Annotated in this window: 23 protein-coding genes and 1 other RNA gene; 20 read left to right on the top strand and 4 right to left on the bottom strand. The window is 69.5% G+C overall.

Translation table 11 applies throughout. From position 1 onward, the window contains the following. The first annotated feature begins 214 nt into the window (after positions 1–214). The 8 genes from DVW87_RS08195 to DVW87_RS08160 all read left to right on the top strand — a co-directional run bounded on the left by DVW87_RS08195 (position 215) and on the right by DVW87_RS08160 (position 9,365). Positions 215–2,494, top strand: coding sequence for a TonB-dependent receptor (locus tag DVW87_RS08195; RefSeq protein WP_239017887.1), 2,280 nt, complete (start codon positions 215–217; stop codon positions 2,492–2,494). Between the two features lie 98 nt (positions 2,495–2,592). Then, a complete protein-coding gene (gene cobS, locus DVW87_RS08190) occupies positions 2,593–3,597 on the top strand; it encodes a cobaltochelatase subunit CobS (RefSeq protein ID WP_114687315.1) in 1,005 nt (334 codons plus the stop codon). 62 nt (positions 3,598–3,659) lie between these two features. Further along, a complete protein-coding gene (locus tag DVW87_RS08185) occupies positions 3,660–4,187 on the top strand; it encodes a hypothetical protein (protein WP_114687314.1) in 528 nt (175 codons plus the stop codon). After that, a complete protein-coding gene (locus tag DVW87_RS08180; protein ID WP_114687313.1) occupies positions 4,184–5,023 on the top strand; it encodes a hypothetical protein in 840 nt (279 codons plus the stop codon). Before DVW87_RS08185 ends, DVW87_RS08180 begins: the two co-directional genes overlap by 4 nt. A gap of 38 nt (positions 5,024–5,061) precedes the next feature. Then, on the top strand, positions 5,062–6,891 hold the full coding sequence (cobT, locus tag DVW87_RS08175) for a cobaltochelatase subunit CobT (protein ID WP_114687312.1): 1,830 nt from the start codon (positions 5,062–5,064) through the stop codon (positions 6,889–6,891). A gap of 164 nt (positions 6,892–7,055) precedes the next feature. Next, positions 7,056–8,723: a DNA polymerase III subunit gamma/tau gene (locus tag DVW87_RS08170; protein WP_114687311.1), complete on the top strand. Its 1,668-nt coding sequence runs from the start codon at positions 7,056–7,058 to the stop codon at positions 8,721–8,723. Next, on the top strand, positions 8,720–9,043 hold the full coding sequence (locus DVW87_RS08165) for a YbaB/EbfC family nucleoid-associated protein (RefSeq protein ID WP_114687310.1): 324 nt from the start codon (positions 8,720–8,722) through the stop codon (positions 9,041–9,043). The genes DVW87_RS08170 and DVW87_RS08165 overlap by 4 nt, the downstream gene beginning before the upstream one ends. Positions 9,044–9,107: 64 nt before the next feature. Next, positions 9,108–9,365 carry a hypothetical protein gene (locus DVW87_RS08160; RefSeq protein ID WP_114687309.1) on the top strand — a complete coding sequence of 86 codons (258 nt, stop codon included), beginning with the start codon at positions 9,108–9,110 and terminating at the stop codon, positions 9,363–9,365. 91 nt (positions 9,366–9,456) lie between these two features. On the opposite strand, the gene mtgA is transcribed toward DVW87_RS08160, so the two are convergent. Beyond that, a complete protein-coding gene (gene mtgA, locus DVW87_RS08155) occupies positions 9,457–10,137 on the bottom strand; it encodes a monofunctional biosynthetic peptidoglycan transglycosylase (RefSeq protein ID WP_114687308.1) in 681 nt (226 codons plus the stop codon). A 99-nt stretch (positions 10,138–10,236) separates the two neighbouring features. Between mtgA and DVW87_RS08150 the strand changes: the two genes are divergently transcribed. Then, on the top strand, positions 10,237–10,626 hold the full coding sequence (locus DVW87_RS08150; protein ID WP_114687307.1) for a four-helix bundle copper-binding protein: 390 nt from the start codon (positions 10,237–10,239) through the stop codon (positions 10,624–10,626). Positions 10,627–11,058: 432 nt separating this feature from the next. On the opposite strand, the gene DVW87_RS08145 is transcribed toward DVW87_RS08150, so the two are convergent. The 3 genes from DVW87_RS08145 to DVW87_RS08135 all read right to left on the bottom strand — a co-directional run bounded on the left by DVW87_RS08145 (position 11,059) and on the right by DVW87_RS08135 (position 14,195). Then, complete coding sequence (locus DVW87_RS08145; protein ID WP_114687306.1) at positions 11,059–12,279, bottom strand: flavin monoamine oxidase family protein; 1,221 nt, start codon at positions 12,277–12,279, stop codon at positions 11,059–11,061. A gap of 1 nt (position 12,280) precedes the next feature. Then, positions 12,281–13,183, bottom strand: coding sequence for an RNA polymerase sigma factor RpoH (gene rpoH / locus DVW87_RS08140; RefSeq protein WP_181814771.1), 903 nt, complete (start codon positions 13,181–13,183; stop codon positions 12,281–12,283). A 61-nt stretch (positions 13,184–13,244) separates the two neighbouring features. Then, the gene (locus tag DVW87_RS08135; RefSeq protein ID WP_114687304.1) at positions 13,245–14,195 is read right to left on the bottom strand and encodes an RluA family pseudouridine synthase; all 951 of its coding nucleotides are present in this window, start codon (positions 14,193–14,195) and stop codon (positions 13,245–13,247) included. 18 nt (positions 14,196–14,213) lie between these two features. Here DVW87_RS08135 and DVW87_RS08130 point away from each other — a divergent pair, with 18 nt between their 5' ends. From DVW87_RS08130 to rnpB, 11 genes are all read left to right on the top strand, one after another. Continuing rightward, positions 14,214–14,606: a M67 family metallopeptidase gene (locus DVW87_RS08130; RefSeq protein ID WP_114687303.1), complete on the top strand. Its 393-nt coding sequence runs from the start codon at positions 14,214–14,216 to the stop codon at positions 14,604–14,606. A 108-nt stretch (positions 14,607–14,714) separates the two neighbouring features. After that, positions 14,715–15,161 carry a hypothetical protein gene (locus DVW87_RS08125; RefSeq protein WP_114687302.1) on the top strand — a complete coding sequence of 149 codons (447 nt, stop codon included), beginning with the start codon at positions 14,715–14,717 and terminating at the stop codon, positions 15,159–15,161. After that, a complete protein-coding gene (locus tag DVW87_RS08120) occupies positions 15,158–15,883 on the top strand; it encodes a TorF family putative porin (protein ID WP_114687301.1) in 726 nt (241 codons plus the stop codon). The genes DVW87_RS08125 and DVW87_RS08120 overlap by 4 nt, the downstream gene beginning before the upstream one ends. A gap of 75 nt (positions 15,884–15,958) precedes the next feature. Then, positions 15,959–16,600, top strand: a complete 642-nt coding sequence (locus tag DVW87_RS08115; RefSeq protein ID WP_114687300.1) for a histidine phosphotransferase family protein — start codon at positions 15,959–15,961, stop codon at positions 16,598–16,600. A 56-nt stretch (positions 16,601–16,656) separates the two neighbouring features. Continuing rightward, positions 16,657–18,963: a chemotaxis protein CheA gene (locus DVW87_RS08110; RefSeq protein WP_114687299.1), complete on the top strand. Its 2,307-nt coding sequence runs from the start codon at positions 16,657–16,659 to the stop codon at positions 18,961–18,963. After that, positions 18,960–19,388 carry a chemotaxis protein CheW gene (locus DVW87_RS08105; protein ID WP_114687298.1) on the top strand — a complete coding sequence of 143 codons (429 nt, stop codon included), beginning with the start codon at positions 18,960–18,962 and terminating at the stop codon, positions 19,386–19,388. Before DVW87_RS08110 ends, DVW87_RS08105 begins: the two co-directional genes overlap by 4 nt. Positions 19,389–19,471: 83 nt before the next feature. Then, a complete protein-coding gene (locus DVW87_RS08100) occupies positions 19,472–19,837 on the top strand; it encodes a response regulator (protein ID WP_114687297.1) in 366 nt (121 codons plus the stop codon). A gap of 16 nt (positions 19,838–19,853) precedes the next feature. Beyond that, on the top strand, positions 19,854–20,924 hold the full coding sequence (locus tag DVW87_RS08095; protein WP_239017886.1) for a chemotaxis protein CheB: 1,071 nt from the start codon (positions 19,854–19,856) through the stop codon (positions 20,922–20,924). After that, a complete protein-coding gene (locus DVW87_RS08090) occupies positions 20,918–21,763 on the top strand; it encodes a CheR family methyltransferase (RefSeq protein ID WP_114687296.1) in 846 nt (281 codons plus the stop codon). Before DVW87_RS08095 ends, DVW87_RS08090 begins: the two co-directional genes overlap by 7 nt. Before the next feature lie 46 nt (positions 21,764–21,809). Beyond that, on the top strand, positions 21,810–22,499 hold the full coding sequence (locus tag DVW87_RS08085; protein WP_114687295.1) for an N-acetylmuramoyl-L-alanine amidase: 690 nt from the start codon (positions 21,810–21,812) through the stop codon (positions 22,497–22,499). A gap of 11 nt (positions 22,500–22,510) precedes the next feature. Further along, an RNA gene (rnpB, locus tag DVW87_RS08080) (RNase P RNA component class A) lies at positions 22,511–22,878 on the top strand. Positions 22,879–22,967 lie beyond the last annotated feature (89 nt).

Genomic DNA, 22,967 nt, shown 5'->3' with positions numbered 1-22,967 from the left:
AGTTCCGGCCCGTTCCGGGGCCTGACATCGATCAAGGCGGCTTTGCGGCAGGCGGAGCCGCGCTCGTCACAGAGCGGTCACGATCCGGCGGTAGCGGCGCTCGCGGGGGGCGGCAGCGGCCAGCATAGGCGCGCCGCCGGTCGGAGTATTTGGGGGAATATCGTTGACGACGAAGATGCTGAAGCGCGCCCTGCTGGGCGGCGTTGTTATCGCCATGGGCTGGTCCGTGAGCGCCGCTGCACAGGAAGTGTCGCCGGCCGCCGCGACCGCGCAGGACGAGGTTTCCGGCGTCGGTGACATCACCGTCACCGCCGAACGCCGCGAGGAGAACCTGCAGCGCGTGCCGGTCTCCGTTGGCGTGCTCGCCGGCGAGGACCTGCGCACCATCACCGCCGGCGGCGACGACACCTTGCTGTCGCTGGCCGGGCGCGTGCCGAGCCTCTATGTCGAGACGACCACCGGCCGCATCTTTCCGCGCTTCTACATCCGCGGCCTCGGCAACATCGATTTCTACCTCGGGGCGTCGCAGCCCGTGTCGATCATCCAGGACGACGTGGTGCTCGAGCATGTCGTGCTGAAGTCCAACCCGGTGTACGACGTGCGCCAGGTGGAGGTGCTGCGCGGGCCGCAGGGCTCGCTGTTTGGCCGCAACACGACCGCCGGCATCATCAAGTTCGACAGCATCGCGCCTTCCGAAACGTGGCAGGGCCGCGCCGACACCAATTATGGCGAGTATAACAGCGTGTCGGTGGATGCCGGCATCGGCGGCCCGATCGCCAACGGCCTGTCCTTCCGCGCCTCCGCGCTCGTCCAGCACCGCGACGACTGGGTCGACAACACCTTCGCCGGCGCCACTCCGGACGGCACGCGCACCCCGCGCAAGGACGCGATGGGCGGCTTTGACGATCGCAACGTCCGCCTGCAGCTGCGCGTCGCGCCGGAAGGCAATTTCTCCATGGATTTCCTGGCGCATGCCCGCTGGTACGAGGGCACGTCCACGCTGTTCCATCGCGGCGCGCTGAAGCGCGGCTCGCGCGACGTCAGCGCCGAACCGCGCAACCGCGTCGCCTATGACGAGGCGCAGGACAACCCGCAGAAATACGACACCTATGGCGGCTCGGTCCGCTCGGCGCTGGACCTCGGCGGCGTGACGCTGTCGGCGATCACCGGCTACGAGACCACCGCAGGCTTCAGCCGCGGTGACACCGACGGCGGCGCGGGCGCGCTCTACCCGTTCAACGGGGTGGCCAACGGCTTCGGCCAGTCGCAGGGCAATATCCGCGACCTCGACCAGATCTCGCAGGAGCTGCGTCTGGCCAGCAACGGCGAACGCCGCTTCAGCTGGCAGCTCGGCGCCTATTATTTCGACAGCCGCGACATCACCGAATTCTACCAGCGCGGCTTCTTCCTGAACCCGGGTGTCGCGGGCGCCAACCCGAACAACTATGTCCGCCTGCGTGACGTGAACACCTCCTGGGCGTTCTTCGGCCAGGCCAGTTTCAAGATCACGCCGGAGCTGACGCTCACCGCCGGCGGTCGCGAAACCAACGACACCAAGAAGACGACGCTGCTCCAGGCCTCGCGCACCGCGGCCGGCGCTGATCAGTTCCCCGCCACCGCCGCACGCCGCATCCGCCTGTCGGACACGACGCCGAGCTGGGACGTGAGCCTGGGCTATCAGGCGAACCGTGACGTGTACCTGTACGCCCGCGCCGCCCGCGGCTTCCGCGGCCCGACCATCCAGGGCCGCTCGGCGGTGTTCAACTCGGCCTTCACCACCGCGGACTCGGAAACGATCACCTCGGGCGAGGTCGGCTTCAAGAGCCAGCTGTTCAACGACACGCTGCGCTTCAACGCCACCGCCTTTGCCTATCGGGTGAAGGACATCCAGCTGAACGGCAACGACGCCAACGGCAACGGCGTGCTTTTCAACGCCGACAAGGCGGATGCCTATGGCGCCGAGTTCGAGGCGGAGCTGCGCCCGGTGCGCAACTTCACGCTGTCGGCCGGCGTGTCGCTGCTCCATTCGGAGATCAAGGACGACCGCGTCTACGCTCAGGTCTGTGCGCTCAACGGCCAGGTGGTCTGCACGGTCGAGAACCCGACGATCACTCGCCCGCTGTTCGGCGCGCCCACGGTGTTCGCACAGATCGACGGCGAACCGCTGCCGAACGCGCCGGAATATAACGTCAACCTCGCCGCCCGGTACGACCTGCCGCTCGGCAATGGCGGGAAGGCGTTCCTCTCCACCGACTGGACGCTGCAGGGCTACACCCAGTTCACACTCTACCGCGCCAAGGAGTTCGCCGCGAACGGCAATTTCGAGGGCGGCCTGCGCGTCGGCTATGCCTCGCCGGATGGCTGGGAGATCGCCGCCTTTGCCCGCAACATCACCAACGAGAAGAACCTGAAGGGCGTGATCGAGAACTACATGGCGGCGGTGTTCAACGAGCCGCGGATCATCGGCATCTCGCTTTCCGGTCGCTTCAACTGATCGGGGCAGGGCAGGGGCGCTTTCCGCTCCTGCCCGCCCCACAAACCACGGCGAAACCGTCTCGACTTCCCGGCGGCCGCGGCGCTAGGGAAGTCGGCATGACCGACATTCCGAACATCCAGCCCGACAGCCGCGAGACCACCCTGCTGGAATCGCCCGACAAGATGGTCGACGTGCGGCAGATGTTCGGCATCGACATCGATTGGCAAGTGCCCGCCTTCTCCCAGGCGGACGAGCGTGTGCCCGACCTCGATCCGGCCTATGTGTTCGATCCCGACACCACGCTGGCGATCCTGGCCGGCTTTGCGCACAACCGCCGCGTGATGGTGCAAGGCTATCACGGCACCGGCAAGTCCAGCCATATCGAACAGGTCGCCGCGCGCCTCAACTGGCCGTGCATCCGCATCAACCTGGACGCGCATATCAGCCGCATCGACCTGATCGGCCGCGACGCCATCGTGCTGCGCGACGGCCAGCAGGTCACCGAATTCCGCGAAGGCCTGCTGCCCTGGGCGCTCCAGACGCCCACCGCGCTCGTCTTCGACGAATATGACGCGGGCCGTCCGGACGTGATGTTCGTGATCCAGCGCGTGCTGGAAACGGAGGGCAAGCTCACCCTGCTCGACCAGAACCGCGTGATCCGCCCCAGCCCGTGGTTCCGCCTGTTCGCCACCGCCAACACGGTGGGCCTGGGCGACACGTCCGGGCTCTACCATGGCACGCAGCAGATCAACCAGGGCCAGATGGACCGCTGGAACATCGTGGTCACGCTGAACTACCTGCCCGCCGCTACCGAGGCGAACATCGTGCTCGCCAAGTCCGGCGAATATGACAAGCCCGAGGGCAAGCAGCTGGTCGAGAACATGGTCCGCGTGGCGGACATGACCCGCCGCGGCTTCATCAACGGCGACATCTCCACCGTGATGAGCCCGCGCACCGTCATCACCTGGGCGCAGAACACGCTGATCTTCAACGACGTGGGCTTTGCCTTCCGCTTGTCGTTCCTCAACAAGTGCGACGAGGCGGAACGCGCGCTGGTGGCCGAATATTACCAGCGCGTGTTCGGCAAGGACCTGCCGGAGAGCGTCGCCGCCAAGGCGTGACGCCGCGCCTGTCAACCCGGCCTTAACCGCGGGCCGGGCACGCCTCCGTGCAAGGGGGCCGAATGCAGCTGATTCGCGGATGCCTGATGATGCTTGGGCTGGTGGCGCTGCTGTTCGTCACCTCCTGCGTGGTCGGCGTGTCCGGCTGCAACCGGATGGTGAACCCGCGCGAATTCGGACAGACCGTTCGGGAAGACCCGGACAAGACCCGGCGCATGGTCAGCGACTTCCTCGAATCCGCCACGTATGAGGACACCGACGTGGCCGGGCGCACGCTCGCCGCCAAGGTCCAGGACTATACGGACGGCTCCGTCCACCTGACCGGCGATGCAAACGGCGAGCGCCTGATCGAGATCACCGTCACCTTCCAGCCGGCAAGGGACGGCAAGGCAACGCGGGTCGACGTGGTCAGCGACGCCGGGCCGCTCGCCGCGGCCCTCGATGATGGCAGCACCGCGCCGGAGCTGCACCGCGCCATCCGTTACCAGCTCGACGGCGCGCTTGCCGCGATCGACGAGCATCGCGTGCTGCCGCGTGGCATGACGATCCGCCGGCTGATCGCCGAGGCGAAGGGGAGCAAGCGCCGGTGAAGCGGGCGGAGCTGAAGAACGCGGCCACGATCCGCAGCTATCTCGACCAGTTCGAGCGCCGCTTCGTCCAGACCGACGAGGGCGTGGTCTATCTGCCCGGCGAGACCGGCCATGGCGTGCGCCTGCCCTCGGGCGAGGCCGCCGCGATCATCGCCGGCATGCGCGCCACCATGGCCGAGGCCGATGCGCGCCAGCTGCTCTGGGGGCAGGACGCCTTCTTCGCCGCCGGCTTCGCGCTGTGCGTCACGATCATGCTGGGCGCGGTGACGGGCTATCAGCGGATCGCCACCGCTGCGCTGATGCCGATCGGGCTGGGCATCATCGTGCTGGGTCCGCTGCTGGGATCGCTGCGCGTCAATCTCGCCTGGCGTCGCGCCCTGAAGGAAACCGCGCGCCGGATGGAGCGGTTCGAACGGCTCGACCTGTCCGCCACCCGCAGGATGGTCCGCCCGAATGCCGTCAAACCCGTCTTTGTGGTCGCCGCCACCCTTGCCGTGGCGGTGATCGCCGGGCTGATGTTCGCCGCGGCCACCGCGCCCAGCTACGGCGCGGCCGCGATTGACCGCTTTGCCGCCGGCATCGTCTGGCCCGCCGCCATGGTGCTGATCGTGCTCGCCTTCGTCTACAAGGCGGTGGACGCCCATGTCCGCCCGCGCGTGTCCGAGGCGGAGGTGCGCATCGCCGCGCGCCGGCAAGAGCATCGCCCGCTTTCTCCCACCGACGCGGCCTGGCACGAGGCGGCGCTCGCCGACAGCCGCGCGCCCGAACCGGAACCCGCCCGCACCGGCTTCGGCCGCCGCACGCCGTCGCCCTACGGCCGCCGAACGCCCCGCTAGCGCTTGCGCACCGGCGCCCCTCCGGTTCATGGAAGGGCATGGCACAGGAAACTCCCCTCGATCAGTTCAAGGCCGTGCTGGGCGGCACCGCACGCGCGCTGGCCAACGAGCCGGAGATCGAGCTGGCCTATACCGCGGACGCACCGGCGCAGTCCGGCAAGCACCTCAAGGTGCCGATGCCGGCGCGCACCCTGCCACCCGAGCAGGTCGCCGAGGCGCGCGGTTTCGCCGACAGCTTCGCCCTGCGCCTGCGCCTGCACGACGCCAGGCTCCACCTGAAGGGCGCTCCTGCCGAGGCGGTGGCGCGTTCCGTCTTCGATGCCGCCGAAACCGCGCGGGTGGAGGCGCTGGGCGGGCGCGGCTATGCCGGCATCACCGCCAATCTCGGCCAGGCGCTGGAAATGCGCCTGCGCAGCGACCCGATCACCCGCGCGCGCTCCCGCGACGAGGTGCCGCTCTCCACTGCCGTGTCGTTGCTCGTCCGGGAGCGGCTGACCGGGCAGGGAGCGCCTGCGGTGGCGCAGCCCGGCCTCGCGCTTGTCCGCGAGTGGATCGAGGACAAGGCCGGCGCGGAACTCGATGGCCTGGCGCTGGCGATCGACGACCAGCGCGCCTTCGCCAGTCTCGCCACCCGCCTGCTCGAAGACCTCGAGCTCATCGAGGGCGAGCAGGTGCCCGAGGAAAGCGACGAAGGCGGCTCCGACGACGAGGGCGAGGACCAGCAGCAGGGCGACGAGCCGGACGAAGGCGACGCGGAGGGCGATCAGGACCAGGGCGAGACCGAAGCCCGCGGCGAGGATCGCCAGAGCGAGGGCGAGCAGGGCGACGAAACCGAACAGGGGGACGATCCCGCCGAGGATGCCGAGGGCGAGCCCGGCGACGAGGGGGAGGACGGCATGCTGCCGGTGCGGCCCAATCGCCCGTTCTCCGACATGCCGCCGCAGTTCGAGTACAAGGCCTGGACCCAGCGGTTCGACGAGGTGGTCGCCGCCACCGAGCTGTGCGACACGGACGAGCTCGCCCGGCTCCGCGCCTATCTCGACCAGCAGCTCGTCCATCTGCAGGGCGCGGTGACGAAGCTGGCCAATCGCCTGCAGCGCCGGCTGATGGCGCAGCAGAACCGCTCCTGGGATTTCGACCAGGAGGAAGGCTTGCTCGACGCCGCCCGCCTCGCTCGCGTGGTCGTCTCTCCCGGGCAGTCGCTCAGCTACAAGGTGGAGCGCGAAACCGACTTCCGCGACACGGTGGTCACGCTCCTGATCGACAATTCCGGCTCGATGCGCGGAAGGCCGATCTCGATCGCCGCGATCAGCGCGGATATCCTGGCGCGCACGCTGGAGCGGTGCGGCGTGAAGACGGAGATCCTGGGCTTCACCACCCGCGCCTGGAAGGGCGGGCAGAGCCGCGAGTCTTGGCTCGCCGCCGGCCGCCCGCCGCATCCCGGACGGCTCAACGACGTGCGCCACATCGTCTACAAGCAGGCCGACGAGCCCTGGCGCCGGGCAAAGTCGTCGCTGGGCCTGATGATGCGCGAAGGCCTGCTGAAGGAGAATATCGACGGCGAGGCGCTGCTCTGGGCGCACAGCCGGCTGATCGCGCGGCACGAGGAGCGCAAGATCCTGATGGTGATTTCCGACGGCGCGCCGGTGGACGATTCCACCCTGTCGGTGAACTCGGGCTCCTATCTGGAGCGTCACCTGCGCCAGGTGATCGGCTGGATCGAGGCGCGCTCCCCGGTGCAGCTCGTCGCCATCGGCATCGGGCATGACGTCACCCGCTATTACAGCCGCGCCGTCACGATCATGGATGCGGAGCAGCTCGGCGGCACGATCATCGAGCAGCTGGCCGCGCTCTTCGATACGGAATGAGGGCAAGGCGAGCGCTTATTTTCCGTCACCCCGGCCTTGTGCCGGGGTTCCCGTGCCGCGCCGCCTGCACTCCGTGTCTGCGGCATCGTGGATGCCGGAACAAGTCCGCCACGAAGGTTGCGAGACCTTCGACAATTGCCCCTCCCGGCTCTAGAGAGTCCGCGATGTCCGAATCCGATCCTGCCTTCGATCTCGGCGAGCCCCCGCAGCCGGCCGCGGCAGACCCGTATCGCGTGCTCGCGCGCAAATACCGGCCGCAGACGTTCAAGGAACTGGTCGGCCAGGACGCGATGGTCACCACGCTGGAAAACGCGATCAAGCGCGGGCGCCTCGCGCATGCCTTCCTCCTCACCGGCATCCGCGGCACCGGCAAGACCTCCACCGCGCGGCTGATCGCCAAGGCGCTCAACTGCGTGGGCCCGGACGGGCAGGGCGGGCCGACGATCGATCCGTGCGGCGTGTGCGAGCCGTGCCGCTCGATCGCCGAAGGCCGCAACATCGACGTGATCGAGATGGACGCGGCCTCCCATACCGGGGTGGACGACATGCGCGCGGTGATCGATGCCGCGCGCCTCGCCGCGTTCGGCGCGCGGTTCAAGATCTACATCATCGACGAGGTCCACATGCTGTCGCGGAACGCGTTCAACGCGCTCCTGAAGACGCTGGAGGAGCCGCCCGCCCATGTGAAGTTCCTGCTGGCCACCACCGAGGTCAACAAGGTGCCGGTGACGGTGCTGTCGCGCTGCCAGCGGTTCGACCTGCGCCGCATCCCGGCGGAAAAGCTCGCGGCGCATTTCACCCATGTCCTGTCGCTGGAGGGAGTGGAGGCGGAGCCCGAGGCACTGGCCCTGATCGCCCGCGCGGCGGAAGGCTCCGCGCGCGACGGCCTGTCGATCCTCGACCAGGCGATCGCCCATGCCTCGCTGGACGGCGGCGGGGTGCGCGCCGATGCCGTGCGCGAGATGCTGGGCCTGTCCGACCGCGGTGCCGTCCGGACGGTGCTCGGCCAGGTGCTGGCGGCCGATGCCGCGGCGGCGCTGGCCAGCCTGCGCGCGCAGTACAGCCTGGGCGTCGATCCGCAGGCGGTGTTCCGCGGGCTCCTGGAAACGGTGCACGGCATCACGCTTGCCAAGGTCGGCACGCCGCCCGACGCGGCGCAGCCGCTGGAGGAGCAGGCGGCGGTTGCCGACTGGGCCGGCCGGCTCAGCTTCGCCGTGCTGCACCGCTTGTGGCAGCTCCTGCTGAAGGGCCATGACGAGATCGCCCGCGCCGCCCTGCCGATCGAGGCGGCGGAAATGGCGCTGCTGCGGGTGATCCACGCCTCCACGCTGCCCGATCCCGCGGATCTGGCGCGCCAGCTTGCGTCCGGTGTCGCGCCGTCCCCGACCGCGTCGGCGCCCGCTCCCGCTCCCGCACCCGCGCCGGCACCCGCCCCGGCCGAGGCGGCGCTGCCGGGGACGATCGAGGCGATCGTCGACCTTCTCGCCAACAGCCGCGAACAGGCGCTCGCCTCGCGCCTCGAATATCACGCCTCGGTGGTGCGGCTGGACGGTAGCGAGCTGGTGTTGAGCGCGGCGCGCCCGCTGCCGGCCGATCTGGTCGGCGAGACGGCTGCCACGCTGAAGCGGGTCACGGGTCGGCCCTGGAAGGTCACCACCGATCCCGCTCCCGGCGAGCCGACGATCCGCGACCAGGCGGCGGCGCACCTCGCGCGCACCGAAGCGCAGCTGCGCGCGGCGCCTGCGGTGGCCGCCGCGTTCGACGCCTTTCCCGATGCCCAGTTCGCCGAGGGCGAGGTGGAACGCATCGCTCACCAACGGAGAGAAGCATGAAGACACTCGAAGAAATGATGGCCATGGCGCAGAACGTGCAGGCCGAGCTGCTGAAGGCGCAGGATGGCCTCGACAAGCTCGAGGTGGAGGGCGTCTCCGGCGGCGGGCTCGTCAAGGTCAAGGCCAGCGCCAAGGGCCGCATCATCAGCCTGGCGATCGACGACACCCTGATGGTGCCGTCCGAAAAGCAGATGCTCGAGGATCTGATCGTCGCCGCCTTCAACGACGCACGGATGAAGGCCGATGCGGTTTCCACTGACGAGATGGCCAGGATGACCGAGGGCTTCCCGCTCCCGCCGGGTTTTAAGCTTCCGTTCTGATCCCGGAACGGACCCAAGGGATGGGCGTTCGTCTCCCCAGCGTAACAACAATGGGAGACGGACCATGGCTGAAGAACGGGTTGTCCACGAACATGTCGTCAGCGACGCGCCGCACACCACGGTGATCGAGCGTCGCGGCGGCGGCGGAGGCACGGCGTTGCTCGCCGTTATTTTGCTGATCGCGGTGGTGATCGGCGGCTATTTCCTGCTCAATTCCAGCCGCAACGACGATGCCCGCACCAGCGCGGTGACCAGCGCCGCCAAGAGCGTCGGCTCCGCCGCCGACAAGGCCGGCACCGCGGTGGAAAAGGCGGCCGACTGACGCCGCGACTGCCCGTGCAAGCGATGCCGGTGGGGCAAGCCGCGCAGTGACGCGCGGCCGCCCGCCGGCATCACTGCCCGGTCGTCCGACCTCACTTCTTCAGGCAGGCGTCCAGTCCGGCCCGGCGCACCACGCCGACATAGCGCGCCAGCGCATTGCCGTGCCGCCGTACGAACCCGCGCGGGTCCACCGCTTCCCGCTTCTTCGGCAGGGGCAGCACCGCCGCGATCCGCGCCGCCTCCTTCGGCGTGAGGCTTGAGGCATCGTGGTTGAAGTAGCGGATCGCCCCGGCATTCGCGCCATAGGTGCCGATCCCCGTCTCGGCGAGGTTAAGGTACACCTCCATGATCCGGCGCTTGCCCCAGATCGCCTCGATCAGCATGGTGAACCAGGCCTCGCCCGCCTTGCGCACATAGCCGCCGCCCTGCCACAGAAAGGCGTTCTTCGCGGTCTGCTGGCTGATGGTGGAGCCGCCGCGGATGCGTCCGCCCTGCGCATTGTGATAGGCGGCGCTGGCGATCCCCTTCCAGTCGAAACCGTGGTGCGAGCAGAACCGCGCATCCTCGCCGGCGATGGCGGCGCGCGCCATGTCCGGGTCCATGCCGTCCAGCGACATCCAGCCGTTGGTGATGCGGTGCCCGCTCATTGAATCCGCCAGCATCGTGAACGTGAAGGGCGGGTTCACGAAGCGATACGCCGCCACCCACAGCAGCGAGCCGGCGACGAACGCCAGCACCAGAACGACCAGCCAGCGGAGAAGGCGAAAGACCATGGCGGCTGCTTATTATCGCCTTGCAGGGGCGGCAAGGCGGGGCGTTGCGGAACGCGGGCGCGCAGGGCAGGTTACCTTCAAACAGAAGGAGAGAATGGCATGTCGATCCGCAAGATGATGGCGCTGCACCCCAAGGCAGAAGGGCATACCAACGAGCCGATGGCGGTGGCCGCCAAGCACGCCATGTATTGCGCGCTGTTCTGCACCTCCTGCGCCGATGCCTGTTCCGCCGAACCGATGGACATGGCGCAGTGCATCCGCACCTGCATGGACTGCGCCGACGTCTGCACCGCCACAGCCAAGATCGCCGCGCGCCAGACGGCGGAGGACAATGCGCTGGTCCGCGCCATGCTCACCGCCTGCATCGACGCATGCCACATCTGCGCGACGGAATGCGACCGGCACGACCACGAACATTGCCGCCTGTGCGCCACCATGTGCCGCGAATGCGCGGACGATTGCCGCGAGGCGCTGGCGACGCTGCACTGAGCGAGGCGCGGGCGGTTTCGGCTCGCGCAAGCGTGCCGAAGACTCGCCACGACGGGCAGCGGGCCGGCGTAGCCGGTCCCGTCTGACGGCGTGGCGGCTCCGGCCGGGAGCGTCGCCGAGGGAGTGCAATGAAGGAACGGCCGATCTGGGACGCCTGACTGGGCGCACGCCTGGATGAGCGCTGATCCTCGTGCATTGACCTGAAGCAAGTGCACGGGACGGTGATCGCGAGACCAGAGCCGCGGCATCACCTTGCGGCTGGAGGGCAGGCGGGCAGGCGAGACATACCACCTTCCGCCCGATCTGCGGGCGTTCGATCCCGCACCGCCCGGTCACCATCGGTTGCGAGAGAGTGGAGAGACGGTGATCGATCCGGATTTCACCGCTACCCGGGGCATCCTGTCTCCGAACAGCTGATCGGCCACCCGGCGGTCAGATGGCGCTCAGCACCGCCTCGGCCGCCGTCACGCCCGTCTCAAACGCGCCGTGGGCCGTCGAGAAGTCGCTCTCGTGGCAGGCCTCGCCCGCGAAGAACAGCCGGCCATCCACCGCCTCCGCCAGCACCCGGCGCTGTCCATGCGCGCCGATGCGGGCATGGCTGTAGCTGCCGTGGATGTACGCCTCGTGCCGCCAGCGTGTCGCGCGGATCGGCCGGAGGCGCGCCCGCCAGTCGCTGCCGAGCAAGGCCACCAGTTCGTCGATCGCCAGCGCGGCCGCCGCCTCGCCGCTCTGCGCCTCCTCCGCGCCGGTGCCGCCGATGAAGCTTTCGATCACCGGCCAGCCGAACGGCGACAGCCGATGGCTGAAGGTAACGGCGGAGTGCGGATTGCCGGCCAGGTGGCTGTGCGCGGGCCAGGGCAGGGGGCCGTCCACCGCCAGGAACACCTTATCGGCCAGCCCAAGCGGAAGGTCGGCCGCCGCGGCGTGCTTGTCGGGCAGCGCAGGGTGAAAGGCGAGCCGCGCATAGGCAGGCGTCGGCAGCGCGCAGATCACCGCGCGCGTCTCCAGCGGGCCGGCGGAGGTTTCCACCCGCACCAGCCGCCTCGAATGGTCGATCCGCTCGGCCACGCAGCCGAGGCGCACCGCCAGCCCCTCCGCATGGCGGGCGACCAACGTGCCATAACCCTCGCGCAAGGCCCAATTGTCCTCGGTGGAGGCATCCTCATAGGCAAGCCAGTCCACCGCCGACACGGCATCGAGCGGCGCGCCGTTGGCATAGCCGGAGATCGCGTCGAGATAGGGGTACCAGCGGTCCTCGCGCGGCAGAAAGGCGGAGAGCGGCTGGTCGCCCGCGGCCACGCCTGCCCGGACCCGCCGCTCCCAGCTTTCCCATGCCTTCCCGAACGCCTCCTGCTCCCCGGGAGGAAAGCCGAGGTGCTGCCACTGAACGCCCCAGTTCGGCGACGAGCGATCGACGGTGAACCCGTAGCGCTCCGCCAATCCCGCCCAGGGATTGCGCCGCGCCGAATGCAGCCAGCCACATCCCAGATCGAGCGTCATGCCCGCTCCCGCGGCAAAGGAAAGCGCGCGACCACCCAGATGGTCGCGCGCCTCGATCAGCAGGACGTCGCGTCCCGCATCCTGCAATGTCCTTGCCGCCGCGATCCCCGCCGCGCCGCCGCCGATGACGACGGCGTCCGCCCCCGCCGTCACATCAGACGGCCGCGAGCAGCCGCTTCTCGCCGGCCAGGCGCATCATCGCCTTTTGCAGCTTCTCGAACGCCCGCACCTCGATCTGGCGCACGCGCTCGCGGCTGACGCCATAGACCTGGCTGAGCTCCTCCAGCGTCTTGGGGTCGTCGGTCAGCCGGCGCTCGGTCAGAATGTGCTTCTCGCGATCGTTGAGATCCTCCATCGCGTCCACCAGCATGGTGTGGCGCACGTCGGCCTCCTGCGCTTCGGCAACCACCTGGTCCTGGAGCGGGCCGGTGTCCTGCAGCCAGTCCTGCCACTGGCCTTCGCCATCCTCGCGCATGGAAACGTTGAGCGAGGTGTCGCCGCCCATCGCCATGCGGCGATTCATGCTCGTCACCTCATCCTCGGTGACGCCAAGATCGGTGGCGATCTTGGTCAGGTGCTCCGGCGACAGGTCGCCGTCCTCGAACGCGTCGAGCTTGGACTTCATCCGGCGCAGGTTGAAGAACAGCTTCTTCTGCGCCGCGGTGGTGCCCATCTTCACTAGGCTCCACGAACGCAGGATATATTCCTGAATGGAGGCACGGATCCACCACATGGCATAGGTCGCCAGGCGGAAGCCGCGATCCGCCTCGAACTTCTTCACGCCCTGCATCAGGCCGATATTGCCCTCGGAGATCAGCTCGGACGTGGGCAGGCCATAGCCGCGATAACCCATCGCGATCTTGGCGACGAGGCGCAGGTGCGACGTGACGAGCTGCGCCGCCGCATCGGTGTCGCCATGTTCCTCGAAGCGCTTGGCGAGCATGTATTCCTGCTCGGGGCTGAGGATCGGAAACTTCTTGATCTCGGCAAGGTAGCGGTTGAGGCCTGCCTCGCCGCCCAGTGCGGGGATCGTCGCGGGGACGTTGCCGCTGGCCATGATCGTTCTCCCTTCAAAGTGGCGCGACCGTCCCTACCGGAGGCGACGTGCGCACGTGAACCTATACGTAGAGTCTACTGAACAGTTCCTGCATGTCCGCAGGCATCGGGCTTTCGAACGACAAAGCGTTGCTTGTGATCGGGTGGATGAACCCCAGCACCGCGGCGTGCAACGCCTGCCGCCGAAAACCGAGCAATTCCAGAAGCGCCTTGTGGCTGTTCCTCGTGCGCCCATACACCGGATCGCCGACCAGCGGATGGCCGAGGCTCGCCATGTGAACGCGCACCTGGTGCGTCCGCCCCGTCTCCAGCCGGCATTCCACCAGCGCCGCATCGCGCAGCCGCTCCAGCGTGCGGTAATGCGTCACCGCGCGCTTGCCGCCGGCCACGATCGCCACCTTCTTGCGGTTGGTCGGCGAGCGCGCGAGCGGCGCGTCGACCTGTCCGGCCGGCGGGGTCGGCTGGCCCGACGTGATCGCCTTGTAGCGGCGGTCGATCGAATGCGCGGCGAACTGCTTCGCCAGGCCTTCATGCGCGCGGTCGGTCTTGGCCGCCACCATCAGGCCGGACGTGTCCTTGTCGATGCGGTGGACGATGCCCGGCCGCGCCACCCCGCCGATGCCCGACAGCGAGCCCTGGCAATGGTGCAGCAGCGCGTTCACCAGCGTGCCGTCGAGATTGCCCGCCGCCGGATGCACCACCAGCCCCGCCGGCTTGTCGAGCACGATCAAATGTTCGTCCTCGAACACGATGTGCAGCGGAATGTCCTGCGCCTCGTTGTGCGCCGGCGCCGGTTCGGGCACCGCCACGCGGAACTCGGCACCCGCTTCCGCCTTGCGCGCAGGGTCGCGGGCAAGCGCGCCCACCGCATCGCTCACCGCACCGGCGGCGATCAGCACCTTCAGCCGTTCGCGCGACAGGGTCGGCACCGCGTCGGCCAGCGCACGGTCCAGACGCCACCCGCCGGCAGCCTCCGAAATCGTCGCGGTGATGATGGAAACCCCCCGGTCCATTGCGTAACGAAGATGGGGATGAAGACGGAAATTTCAAGGTACGCTGCCGAAACGATCCTGCGCGAAGCGGCGGCTTCACCCCTGGCCGAAGTCTGCGGACTGCTGCTCGGGCAGGGCGGCAGGATCGCCGAGGCACGCCCCTGCCGCAACATCGCCGACGATCCTGCCCGCCGCTTCGAGATCGATCCCGCCGCGCTCCTTGCCGCGCACCGCGCCGCCAGAGGCAGCGGCCCGGCGCTGCTCGGTCACTACCATTCGCATCCCTCCGGCAAGCCCGAGCCGTCCGCCTGCGACGCCGCCCACGCGCTGGACGTGGGCGCCTTGTGGATTATCACCGACGGTTGCCGGCTTTGCGGGTGGCGGGTGGTCGCGCCGGGCCGGTTCGACCCGGAGGAACTGGTCGTCGCCTGAGCAACGCTTTGTTTCAGTGCGGCAGCGGAACGCAGCGCCCGTTCTCCTAGATGCACAGGGTCGATCCCGCCCGCCAAGAGCCGGGGCGCTTCGCACAGGAGACCATGGATGTTGACCCTTGCCCTGCTCACGCTCGCGAGCCTCGCTTCCGATCCCGCCGCAACGCCGTTGGAACACAGCAGCCGGGCGGATCACCCGTCCGGCGTCGCGCACGCGCGGTATCGCGGCGACCTTGCCATCGAGCATCGTCAGGTCGGCAGCGCGGCGCCCGGCGGGCGCATGTCCACCCTGTCGTGCAGGTGGAGCGCGCGCCTCACCGTGCGGCGGGAGGCACGCCACGCGACCGGCGCGGCGCTTCACCGCAGTTTCGAGCGGGCCGAGGTGCTCGAAGGCCGCCGTCCGGGCTGGTGCGATACCCAGCGCGCGGCTATCCGCCAGGAGGTTGCGCAGCGATCCGGCGAGCTGCGCGGCCATCTCGTCAGCCTCGCCGCGGAGGACAGCGCCGTGCTGCACGCCGAACTCGACCGCCTGCACGAGGCGAGCCGCACCGGATGAGCGTTCCCCGTCCGGCCACGCTGGCCCTGATCCTCGGCCTGCTCCCCGTCGCTGCCCACGCCCAGGTCAGCGCGGGGGTGGAGGCAACCACCGACGAGCGGCGCCGCGGCTTGAGCTGGAGCGACGGCGACCCCTCCGTCTCCGCCGACGTGCAGGCGGATGTCTGGAGCCTTCAGGCCAGCGCCCGCGCCGTGGCGTTGCGCGGGTCGCCGCGCCACCGGGGCGCGGAGGCGGTGGCGGACCTCACGCTGGCGAAAAGCATCGACCTGTCGGCCTTCCGCCTGCGTGCCTCCGCAACCGGCCACTTCTTCGTCGATGCCGCCGATCGCATGGATTACTGGGAGGCCGGCGCCGACGCCAGCTACTCGCTCGGGCCGTTGCAGGTGGAAGCGGGCGCCAGCATCGCCCCGGCGCAGCGCGCGATCGGCGGGTCCAACCTCTACGTCTATGCCGGTGCGAGCGCAGGCATCCCCGCCACGCCGGTCACGCTCAGCGCCGCGGTCGGCCACACCAGCGGCAGCGAAGACAGGCTCTATTCCGACCGTCTGCGCCCCGGCGGCGACTATACCGATTGGCGCGTCGGCATCGAGCGCACGATCTTTCCGCTGACGCTGGGGCTGGATTATGTCGGCACCGATCGATCGGAACGCCGGCCCGCCCCGATCGGAGACCCGCGCAACAGCGGCGACCGCGTGCTCGCCCGGGCACGCCTCTCCTTCTGACCGCCGCCGATCCCGCGCGGACGGGTTGCGCGCAGGGGTCCGCATCGCCACAACAGCGGCAACCCAAGGGAGAGTATGTTGCCCACCAGCGCCGTCGACTTCGCCAGCCTGCTCTGCTCGCGCCTGTGCCACGATCTGCTGTCGCCCGTCGGCGCGCTGAACAACGGGCTGGAACTGCTGGCGGACGAACAGGATGCGGACATGCGCGCGCGCTGCATGGCGCTGCTGGCGGACAGTGCGCGGGCGTCGGCCAACAAGCTGAAGTTCTTCCGCCTCGCCTTCGGGGCGGCCGGCGGCTTCGGCGAGGTGATCGACACGCGCGAGGCGCAGGGCGCGCTGGAGGGCCTGTTCACCGACAACAAGCGGCTGGCCGTGAACTGGCTGGTCGAAAACCCCACCTTGCCCAAGGCGGCGATCAAGGTGCTGCTCAACCTCGCGCTGATCGCCGGTGACGCGCTGGTGCGCGGGGGGCAGCTCGATATCGGGGCGGAGGACAACGGCACGCAGGTGGAGATCGTGATCCGCGCCGAAGGCCCGCGCATCGTGCTGGACGACGAGCTGCGCCATGCCCTCACCGGCGTCAGCCGGGATGCGATCACCCCGCGCGCGGCCGCCGCGCACCTGGTGGACCTGCTGCTCCAGGAAGGTGGCGGCGAATTGCAGGTGTCCCCGCCGGATTCGCCCGTGCTGCTCTTCGGCGCCACCTTCGCCGGGTAAACCCGCTTTTAACCGATCTCGTCCAAGGCTCCCGGGTGGAAGAGCCAAGGGGTCCCATGGACGATCTGCTGCAGGAGTTCATCGCCGAGACGCGCGAAACGCTGGAGGCGCTTTCCGGCGAGATCGTCGCGTGGGAGGCCGCGCCCGGCGACCGGCAGCGGCTGGATGCGATCTTTCGCTTCGTGCACACGGTGAAGGGAAGCTGCGGCTTTCTCGACCTGCCGCGCCTGTCGCGCCTGTCGCATGCCGCCGAAGACGTGCTCGCCGCCGTCCGCTCGGGGGAGCGGGCGCCGGACACGAGCCTGGTCAACGCCGTGCTCGCCATTGTTGATCGCATCGGCGAGCTGGTGGAGGCGATCGATGCCGGCGCCTCGCTCGATGATTCCGGCGAGGACCTGCTGATCGCCGCGCTGGACGAGGGCTCCGCAGCCACCGTCCACGCCAACGCACCCGTTGTTCAGCGCGCACCCACCCGCTCCGTGCGGCTCAGCGTCGACCTGCTCGATCGCATGATGAGCGGCATGTCGGACATGGTGCTCGCCCGCAACGAGCTCGCCCGCCGCCTGCGCGACGACGGCGCCGATCCGGTGGTGGAGGCCGCGCTGGAACGCCTGTCGCTCACCGTCGCCGAAATGCGCGACACGGTGACGCGCACGCGCATGCAGAAGATCGAGGCACTGTTCTCCGCCCTGCCGCGCATGGTGCGCGACACCGCGGCCGAACTGGGCAAGTCGGTGACGCTCGCCATCGAAGGCGCGGACGTGGAGCTCGATCGCGAGATGATCGAGATGATGCGCGATCCGCTCGTGCACATCGTCCGCAACGCGATCGACCACGGCATCGAGGCGCCGGCCGAACGCCGCCGCGCCGGCAAGCGCGAGAACGGCCGGTTGACGGTCAGCGCGCGCCAGTCGGGCAACCAGATCATCGTCGAGATTTCCGACGACGGCCGCGGCATCGACGTGGACCGGGTCATCGCCAAGCTCGCCCGCACCGGCCGCGCCGAACACGAACTGCGCGCGCTCAGCGACAAGGCCAGGCTGAACCTGGTGTTCGAGCCCGGCCTCACCACCAAGGACGACGTTTCCGCCATTTCCGGCCGCGGCGTGGGCATGGACGTGGTGCGCGCCAACATCGAGCAGATCGGCGGCCGCATCGAGCTGCTGAACACCCCGGGGGGCGGCCTTTGCCTCGCCATCCACGTCCCGCTCACGCTGTCGATCATCTCCACCATCGGCGTCGGGGTCGCCGGGCAGCGCTTCGCCATCCCGCGGCAGGGGATCGAGGAGATCGTGTCGGCCCATGCCGAGGCGATCCGGGTGGACATGATCGGCGACACGCCGGCGGCCACCGTGCGCGAGCGTCGCATGCCGCTGGTCGATCTCGGCCGCCTGCTCGGACTGAACGCTGGGGACGAGGAGCGCCATCCGGACATGCTCGCGATCGTCGGCGTGGCGGGGGGCAGCTATGCGCTGGCGGTGGATGCCGTGCTCGACAGCGAGGAACTGGTCATCAAGCCGGCGGCGCCGGCGGTGATGGCGGTGGGCACCTATGCCGGCCAGACACTGCCCGACAGCGGCCTGCCGATGCTGCTCCTCGACTGCGCCGGCATCGCCGCGAAGGCCGGGCTCCGCTTCGACCGCGCGGCGGCGGAGGAGGAGGAAGTTCACGGCGGCGTCTCTGAGGGCGTCCAGGCACTGCTGTTCCACGATCTGGACGGTGCCCGGCGTCTGGCCCCCTTGGCCGCGATCGACCGCATCGAGCCGATTGCGGCCGAAGCGATCCGCTTCTCCGCCGGCCGCCTGCGCCTGTCGATCGACGGACGCATCGTGCCGCTGGCGGCGCAGGGCCGCTGGGAGGAACGCGCGCACCTCTCCGTGCTCCGTCTCCATGACGGCGCGCAGGAAGTCGGTTATCTCATCGCCGAGGCGCTCGACATCGTGCACCTGCCCGAGGAGCTCGTGCCCGCCGCGGAGGAAGGCCCCGTTGCCGGCGTGGTCGCGGTCGAGGGCGAGCAGATCGAGGTGCTCGATCTCCACTGGCTCTTCGCCAACCATGCGGAGGATGCCACGCCGGCTGCGGCCCCGGTCTGCCTGCTGGAAGGCGAGGGGAGCGACTGGATGCGCACCTTCCTGAAACCCGCGATCGAGGCGGCGGGCTACCGCGCCGTCACCCGCCTCGCCGCCGGGGAGAAGGCGGCGGTGGTGCTCGCCATGGAGGAAACCGTCATGGCCGCACCAACCAGCGTACCCGTCGTGCGCCTGCGCACCCAACGCGAGGGGGCAAGCGCCGACTCGATCTACCGCTATGATCGCGCCGCGTTGCTCGGCGCACTGGCAGGCGCCGCGGGGAGGCGGGCATGAACGCACTTTTCCTGATCGCCCGGCTGGGCGGCCGCAACGTTGCGATCGAATCGGCGCAGGTCGAATCGGTGGTGGACATCGGCGCGGTGGTGCCCGTTCCCGGGGCGCAGGCCGAAGTGCGCGGGCTCGCCGCGCTGCGCAGCCGCGTGGTCACCGTGATCGACGCGCGGGTCGCGCTCGGGCTGCCGCCGCTTGCCGATGCCGGCGGGCGCGCGGTCATCACCGCGGTGGACGGACATCATTATGCGGTGCTGGTCGATGCGCTGGACGACGTTGCCCCCTTCACCCTGGAGCCGCTGTCGCCGGGCATCGCGCTGGACCATGGCTGGCGGCTGGCGGGCTGCGGCATCGTGGAGCGGGAAGGCGAGCCGATCCTGGCGATCGAATTGCGTTCGCTGATCCCGCAAACAGCCGTGGCGGCCTGATTTCCGGTTCGAGATTAACGAGCCGCTTACGCCTTTTGGTGCAAGCCATGCGAAACAAGGTCGCAAAACAACGGATGGTATCGATGAAAACGTGCCTGGTGGTCGATGACTCGAAGGTGATTCGCAAGGTCGCCCGCCATATCCTGGAGACGCTCAACTTCTCCGTGTCGGAGGCCGGCGACGGCCGCGAGGCGCTGGACAGCTGCATGGCCTCCGCTCCCGATGTCATCCTGCTCGACTGGAACATGCCGGTGATGAGCGGCATGGATTTCCTGCGTGCGCTGCGCGACAGCAACGTGGCCAGCCGGCCCAAGGTGGTGTTCTGCACCACGGAGAACGGCATGGGCCATATCCGCGCCGCCATCGAGGCGGGGGCCGACGAATATGTGATGAAGCCGTTCGACCGCGAGACGCTGGAAAGCAAGCTCCAGATCGTCGGCCTGGCCTGATCCCCTGCCCGTGCCGCTGAAGCCAGCCCCGGCGCCGCGGTCCGAACCGACGGCGGCGGCGGACCTGCCGCGCATCCTCATCGTCGACGATTCGGTGGTCGCCCGCACGATCATCGCGCGCCTGATCGACGGCACCGGCCGCTACCTCGTCGCCGCCGCCGTCTCGGGCGCCGGTGCTGCGCTCGCGTTCCTGCGCACCGCGCGGGTGGACGCCGTGCTGCTCGACATCGAGATGCCGGGCATGGACGGGCTCACCGCCTTGCCCGATCTCATCGCGCATGGCCGCGGCGCGCGCTTCCTTGTCGTGTCCTCCTCGGTGGACGAGGGCGCGGCGGCAACCGTCCAGGCGCTGGCGCTGGGCGCGGCCGACACGCTGGTGAAGCCGGGTACCGGCGCGCTCGCCGGCCGCTTCTCCGAGGCGCTGTGCGACAAGCTCGACCGCCTCCTCGGCAGCGACGACCTGCCCGCGCTGCCGGTCCGCGCGCCGGTGGCGACCACGGGGACCGGGTTCGACATCGTCGCGATCGGCGCGTCCACCGGAGGCATCCATGCGCTTGGCCAGGTGCTGCGCCAGCTGCCGGCGGAATGCACCGTGCCCATCCTGGTAACGCAGCATCTGCCGGCCTCCTTCACGCCCTATTTCGCCGCGCAGGTGGCGGTGCTCGCGGGGCGGCCGTGCGATGTTGCCACCGATCACCTGCGCATCCGCCCGGGCCGGGTGATCGTCGCGCCGGGGGATGCGCATGTCCGGGTGGTGTCGCTTGGCGACGGCAGCGCCTCCGTCCGCCTGCTGCGCGGCGCGGTTCGCAGCGGCTGTACGCCCTCGGTCGACCCGATGTTCGCCAGCATCGCCGAAGTGTTCGGCCCGCGTGCGCTGGCGGTGGTGCTCAGCGGCATGGGGCGCGACGGCAGCGAGGGCGCAGGGCTGGTCGCGCGTGCCGGCGGCTGCGTGGTGGTGCAGGATCGCCAGAGCTCGGTCGTCTGGGGCATGCCCGGCACGGTGGCGACCAACGGCCACGCCGCCGCGGTGCTGCCGCCCGACCGCATCGGCGCGCTGATCGCGTCGGGACGGCGGCCGGCATGTTGACGCCCACGGCGCCACGGCGCGGCGCGATCAACGTCTTCGCCGCGCTGCTCGAACAGCGCACCGGGCAACAGATCGCCGCCAACCGCGAGTGGCTGGTGGAAACCGCGCTCAAGCCGCTGATGCGCGCGCGGGGGCTGGCGTCGCTCGACGCGCTGGTCGCGGCGCTGGTGGGCGGCGCTGAGCCGGCGCTGGCGGAGCAGGTGGTGGATGCCCTCCTGAACCAGGAAACCTCGTTCTTCCGCGATGCGGGCGTGCTCGACATGGTCGCGGACGCCGTGAAGTCGATCAGCGACGAAAGCGCGATCTCCCGCCGCCCGCGCATCTGGTCGGCCGCCTGCTCGACCGGGCAGGAACCGCTGTCGCTCGCCATGGCGCTGGACGAGCGGCAGGTGCGCGCGGAGATCATCGCCACCGACGTGTCCGAAGCCGCGCTCGTCCGCGCGCGCGCCGGCCGCTTCTCGCAGTTCGAGATCCAGCGCGGCCTGCCGGTCCGCCGCATGGTATCCTGGTTCGAGAGCGACGGCGGTGACTGGGTCGCCAGTCCCGATCTGGTCCGCCGCATCCAGTTCCGCCGGCTCAACCTGGTCGGCGATCCGCTGCCCTTCGGCCGCTTCGACGTGATCCTCTGTCGCAACGTGCTGCTTTATCTCAGCCCGTCGCTGCGGCGCACGGTGCTCGATCGCCTGGCGCTCAGCCTGCGTCCCGGCGGACTGCTGGTGCTGGGCGCGGGCGAAACGGTGATCGGCCAGACCGAGGCCTTCCGTCCCTCGGCGCGCTGGCGCGGGCTCTACGAGCCGAGCCTTGCACACCCTATTCCGCTCGGGCGCTTGGCACGGTAGAGCGGGGGAGAGGGCCGGCGCGGTGGCGCTGGCGGGGGGACCTCCTGTGTTGATTATCGAAACGCCGTCACCGAACCACGACAATCGCACGCTGGGCGTGTCCATGCTGGTGCTGCACTATACCGGCATGACCAGCCCGGAAGCCGCGCTGGAGCGTCTCTGCGACCCCGAAGCCAAGGTGTCCGCGCACTATTTCGTCCACCAGGACGGCCGGGTGCACCGCCTGGTCGCCGAGCCGCACCGCGCCTGGCATGCGGGCAAGTCGCACTGGCGCGGCATTGCCGACGTGAACTCCGCCTCGATCGGCATCGAGCTGTGCAATCCGGGCCACGAACACGGCTACCGCGCCTTTCCCGATGCGCAGATCGACGCGCTGATCCCGCTGGTCGCCGAGATCAAGGAGCGCCACGGCATCACCCGCGGCAACGTGGTCGGCCATTCGGACATCGCGCCCACCCGCAAGCAGGATCCGGGCGAGCTGTTCCCCTGGCACCGGCTTGCCCGCGTGCGCCTCGCCTTGCCGCGGCCGACCCGGAACCTGATGGACCCGAACTGGACCGACGCGGGCTTCCTGCTGGCGCTCGAACGGTTCGGCTACGAGGTTTCCGACAAGCTCGCCGCCGTGGTCGCTTTCCAGCGCCGCTTCCGCCCCGAGCTGATCGACGGCGTGATCGACATGGAATGCCGCTGCCTGCTGCTCGCGCTGCTGTTGCCAAAGCCGCAAGGGGACGAGTAAGGCCGGTTTCGCCAGAGGGCCGGGCGGCCGCGTCATGTGTCGAACATGCCGAGGAAAGTCCGGGCTCCACGGAACAACGGTGCCGGGTAACGCCCGGCGGGGGCAACCCCAGGGAAAGTGCCACAGAGAGAAGACGGCGACCGTTTCGACGACGCCACGGTGAAAGGGTGCGGCAAGAGCGCACCGCGCCTCCGGCAACGGCAGGCGGCATGGTAAACCCCACCGGGAGCAAAACCGAATAGGGGCGGCACAGGGGCGTGTTCCCGCCCGTCGCCCGGGTTGGTTGCTGGAGCCGGCGAGCAATCGTCGGCCAAGAGGAATGGTCGCCTATCCCCGTTCGCGGGGTGGACAGAACCCGGCTTACAGGCCCTCTGGCGTTTCAGTTTCGCGGACGTCCGCCGATATGGGCGGGCGGTGGGGGCGACCGGACCCCGCGGTAAACACCGCAACCGCGTTGCGACCTCCCGC

Origin of the sequence: Sphingomonas aracearum, assembly GCF_003345355.1 — a bacterium.
GTDB lineage: Bacteria > Pseudomonadota > Alphaproteobacteria > Sphingomonadales > Sphingomonadaceae > Sphingomonas > Sphingomonas aracearum.
The sequence above is the reverse complement of the archived record's forward strand: the minus strand, read 5'-3'. Positions and strand labels throughout refer to the sequence as shown.

Bases quoted from the DNA above. Each gene is read 5' to 3' on its own strand.
- DVW87_RS08195 (WP_239017887.1), top strand. From the start codon at position 215: ATGGGCTGGTCCGTGAGCGCCGCTGCACAGGAAGTGTCGCCGGCCGCC.
- cobS (WP_114687315.1), top strand. From the start codon at position 2,593: ATGACCGACATTCCGAACATCCAGCCCGACAGCCGCGAGACCACCCTG.
- DVW87_RS08185 (WP_114687314.1), top strand. From the start codon at position 3,660: ATGCAGCTGATTCGCGGATGCCTGATGATGCTTGGGCTGGTGGCGCTG.
- cobT (WP_114687312.1), top strand. From the start codon at position 5,062: ATGGCACAGGAAACTCCCCTCGATCAGTTCAAGGCCGTGCTGGGCGGC.
- DVW87_RS08170 (WP_114687311.1), top strand. From the start codon at position 7,056: ATGTCCGAATCCGATCCTGCCTTCGATCTCGGCGAGCCCCCGCAGCCG.
- DVW87_RS08165 (WP_114687310.1), top strand. From the start codon at position 8,720: ATGAAGACACTCGAAGAAATGATGGCCATGGCGCAGAACGTGCAGGCC.
- DVW87_RS08160 (WP_114687309.1), top strand. From the start codon at position 9,108: ATGGCTGAAGAACGGGTTGTCCACGAACATGTCGTCAGCGACGCGCCG.
- mtgA (WP_114687308.1), bottom strand. From the start codon at position 10,137: ATGGTCTTTCGCCTTCTCCGCTGGCTGGTCGTTCTGGTGCTGGCGTTC.
- DVW87_RS08150 (WP_114687307.1), top strand. From the start codon at position 10,237: ATGTCGATCCGCAAGATGATGGCGCTGCACCCCAAGGCAGAAGGGCAT.
- rpoH (WP_181814771.1), bottom strand. From the start codon at position 13,183: ATGGCCAGCGGCAACGTCCCCGCGACGATCCCCGCACTGGGCGGCGAG.
- DVW87_RS08135 (WP_114687304.1), bottom strand. From the start codon at position 14,195: ATGGACCGGGGGGTTTCCATCATCACCGCGACGATTTCGGAGGCTGCC.
- DVW87_RS08130 (WP_114687303.1), top strand. From the start codon at position 14,214: ATGAAGACGGAAATTTCAAGGTACGCTGCCGAAACGATCCTGCGCGAA.
- DVW87_RS08125 (WP_114687302.1), top strand. From the start codon at position 14,715: ATGTTGACCCTTGCCCTGCTCACGCTCGCGAGCCTCGCTTCCGATCCC.
- DVW87_RS08120 (WP_114687301.1), top strand. From the start codon at position 15,158: ATGAGCGTTCCCCGTCCGGCCACGCTGGCCCTGATCCTCGGCCTGCTC.
- DVW87_RS08115 (WP_114687300.1), top strand. From the start codon at position 15,959: ATGTTGCCCACCAGCGCCGTCGACTTCGCCAGCCTGCTCTGCTCGCGC.
- DVW87_RS08110 (WP_114687299.1), top strand. From the start codon at position 16,657: ATGGACGATCTGCTGCAGGAGTTCATCGCCGAGACGCGCGAAACGCTG.
- DVW87_RS08105 (WP_114687298.1), top strand. From the start codon at position 18,960: ATGAACGCACTTTTCCTGATCGCCCGGCTGGGCGGCCGCAACGTTGCG.
- DVW87_RS08100 (WP_114687297.1), top strand. From the start codon at position 19,472: ATGAAAACGTGCCTGGTGGTCGATGACTCGAAGGTGATTCGCAAGGTC.
- DVW87_RS08090 (WP_114687296.1), top strand. From the start codon at position 20,918: ATGTTGACGCCCACGGCGCCACGGCGCGGCGCGATCAACGTCTTCGCC.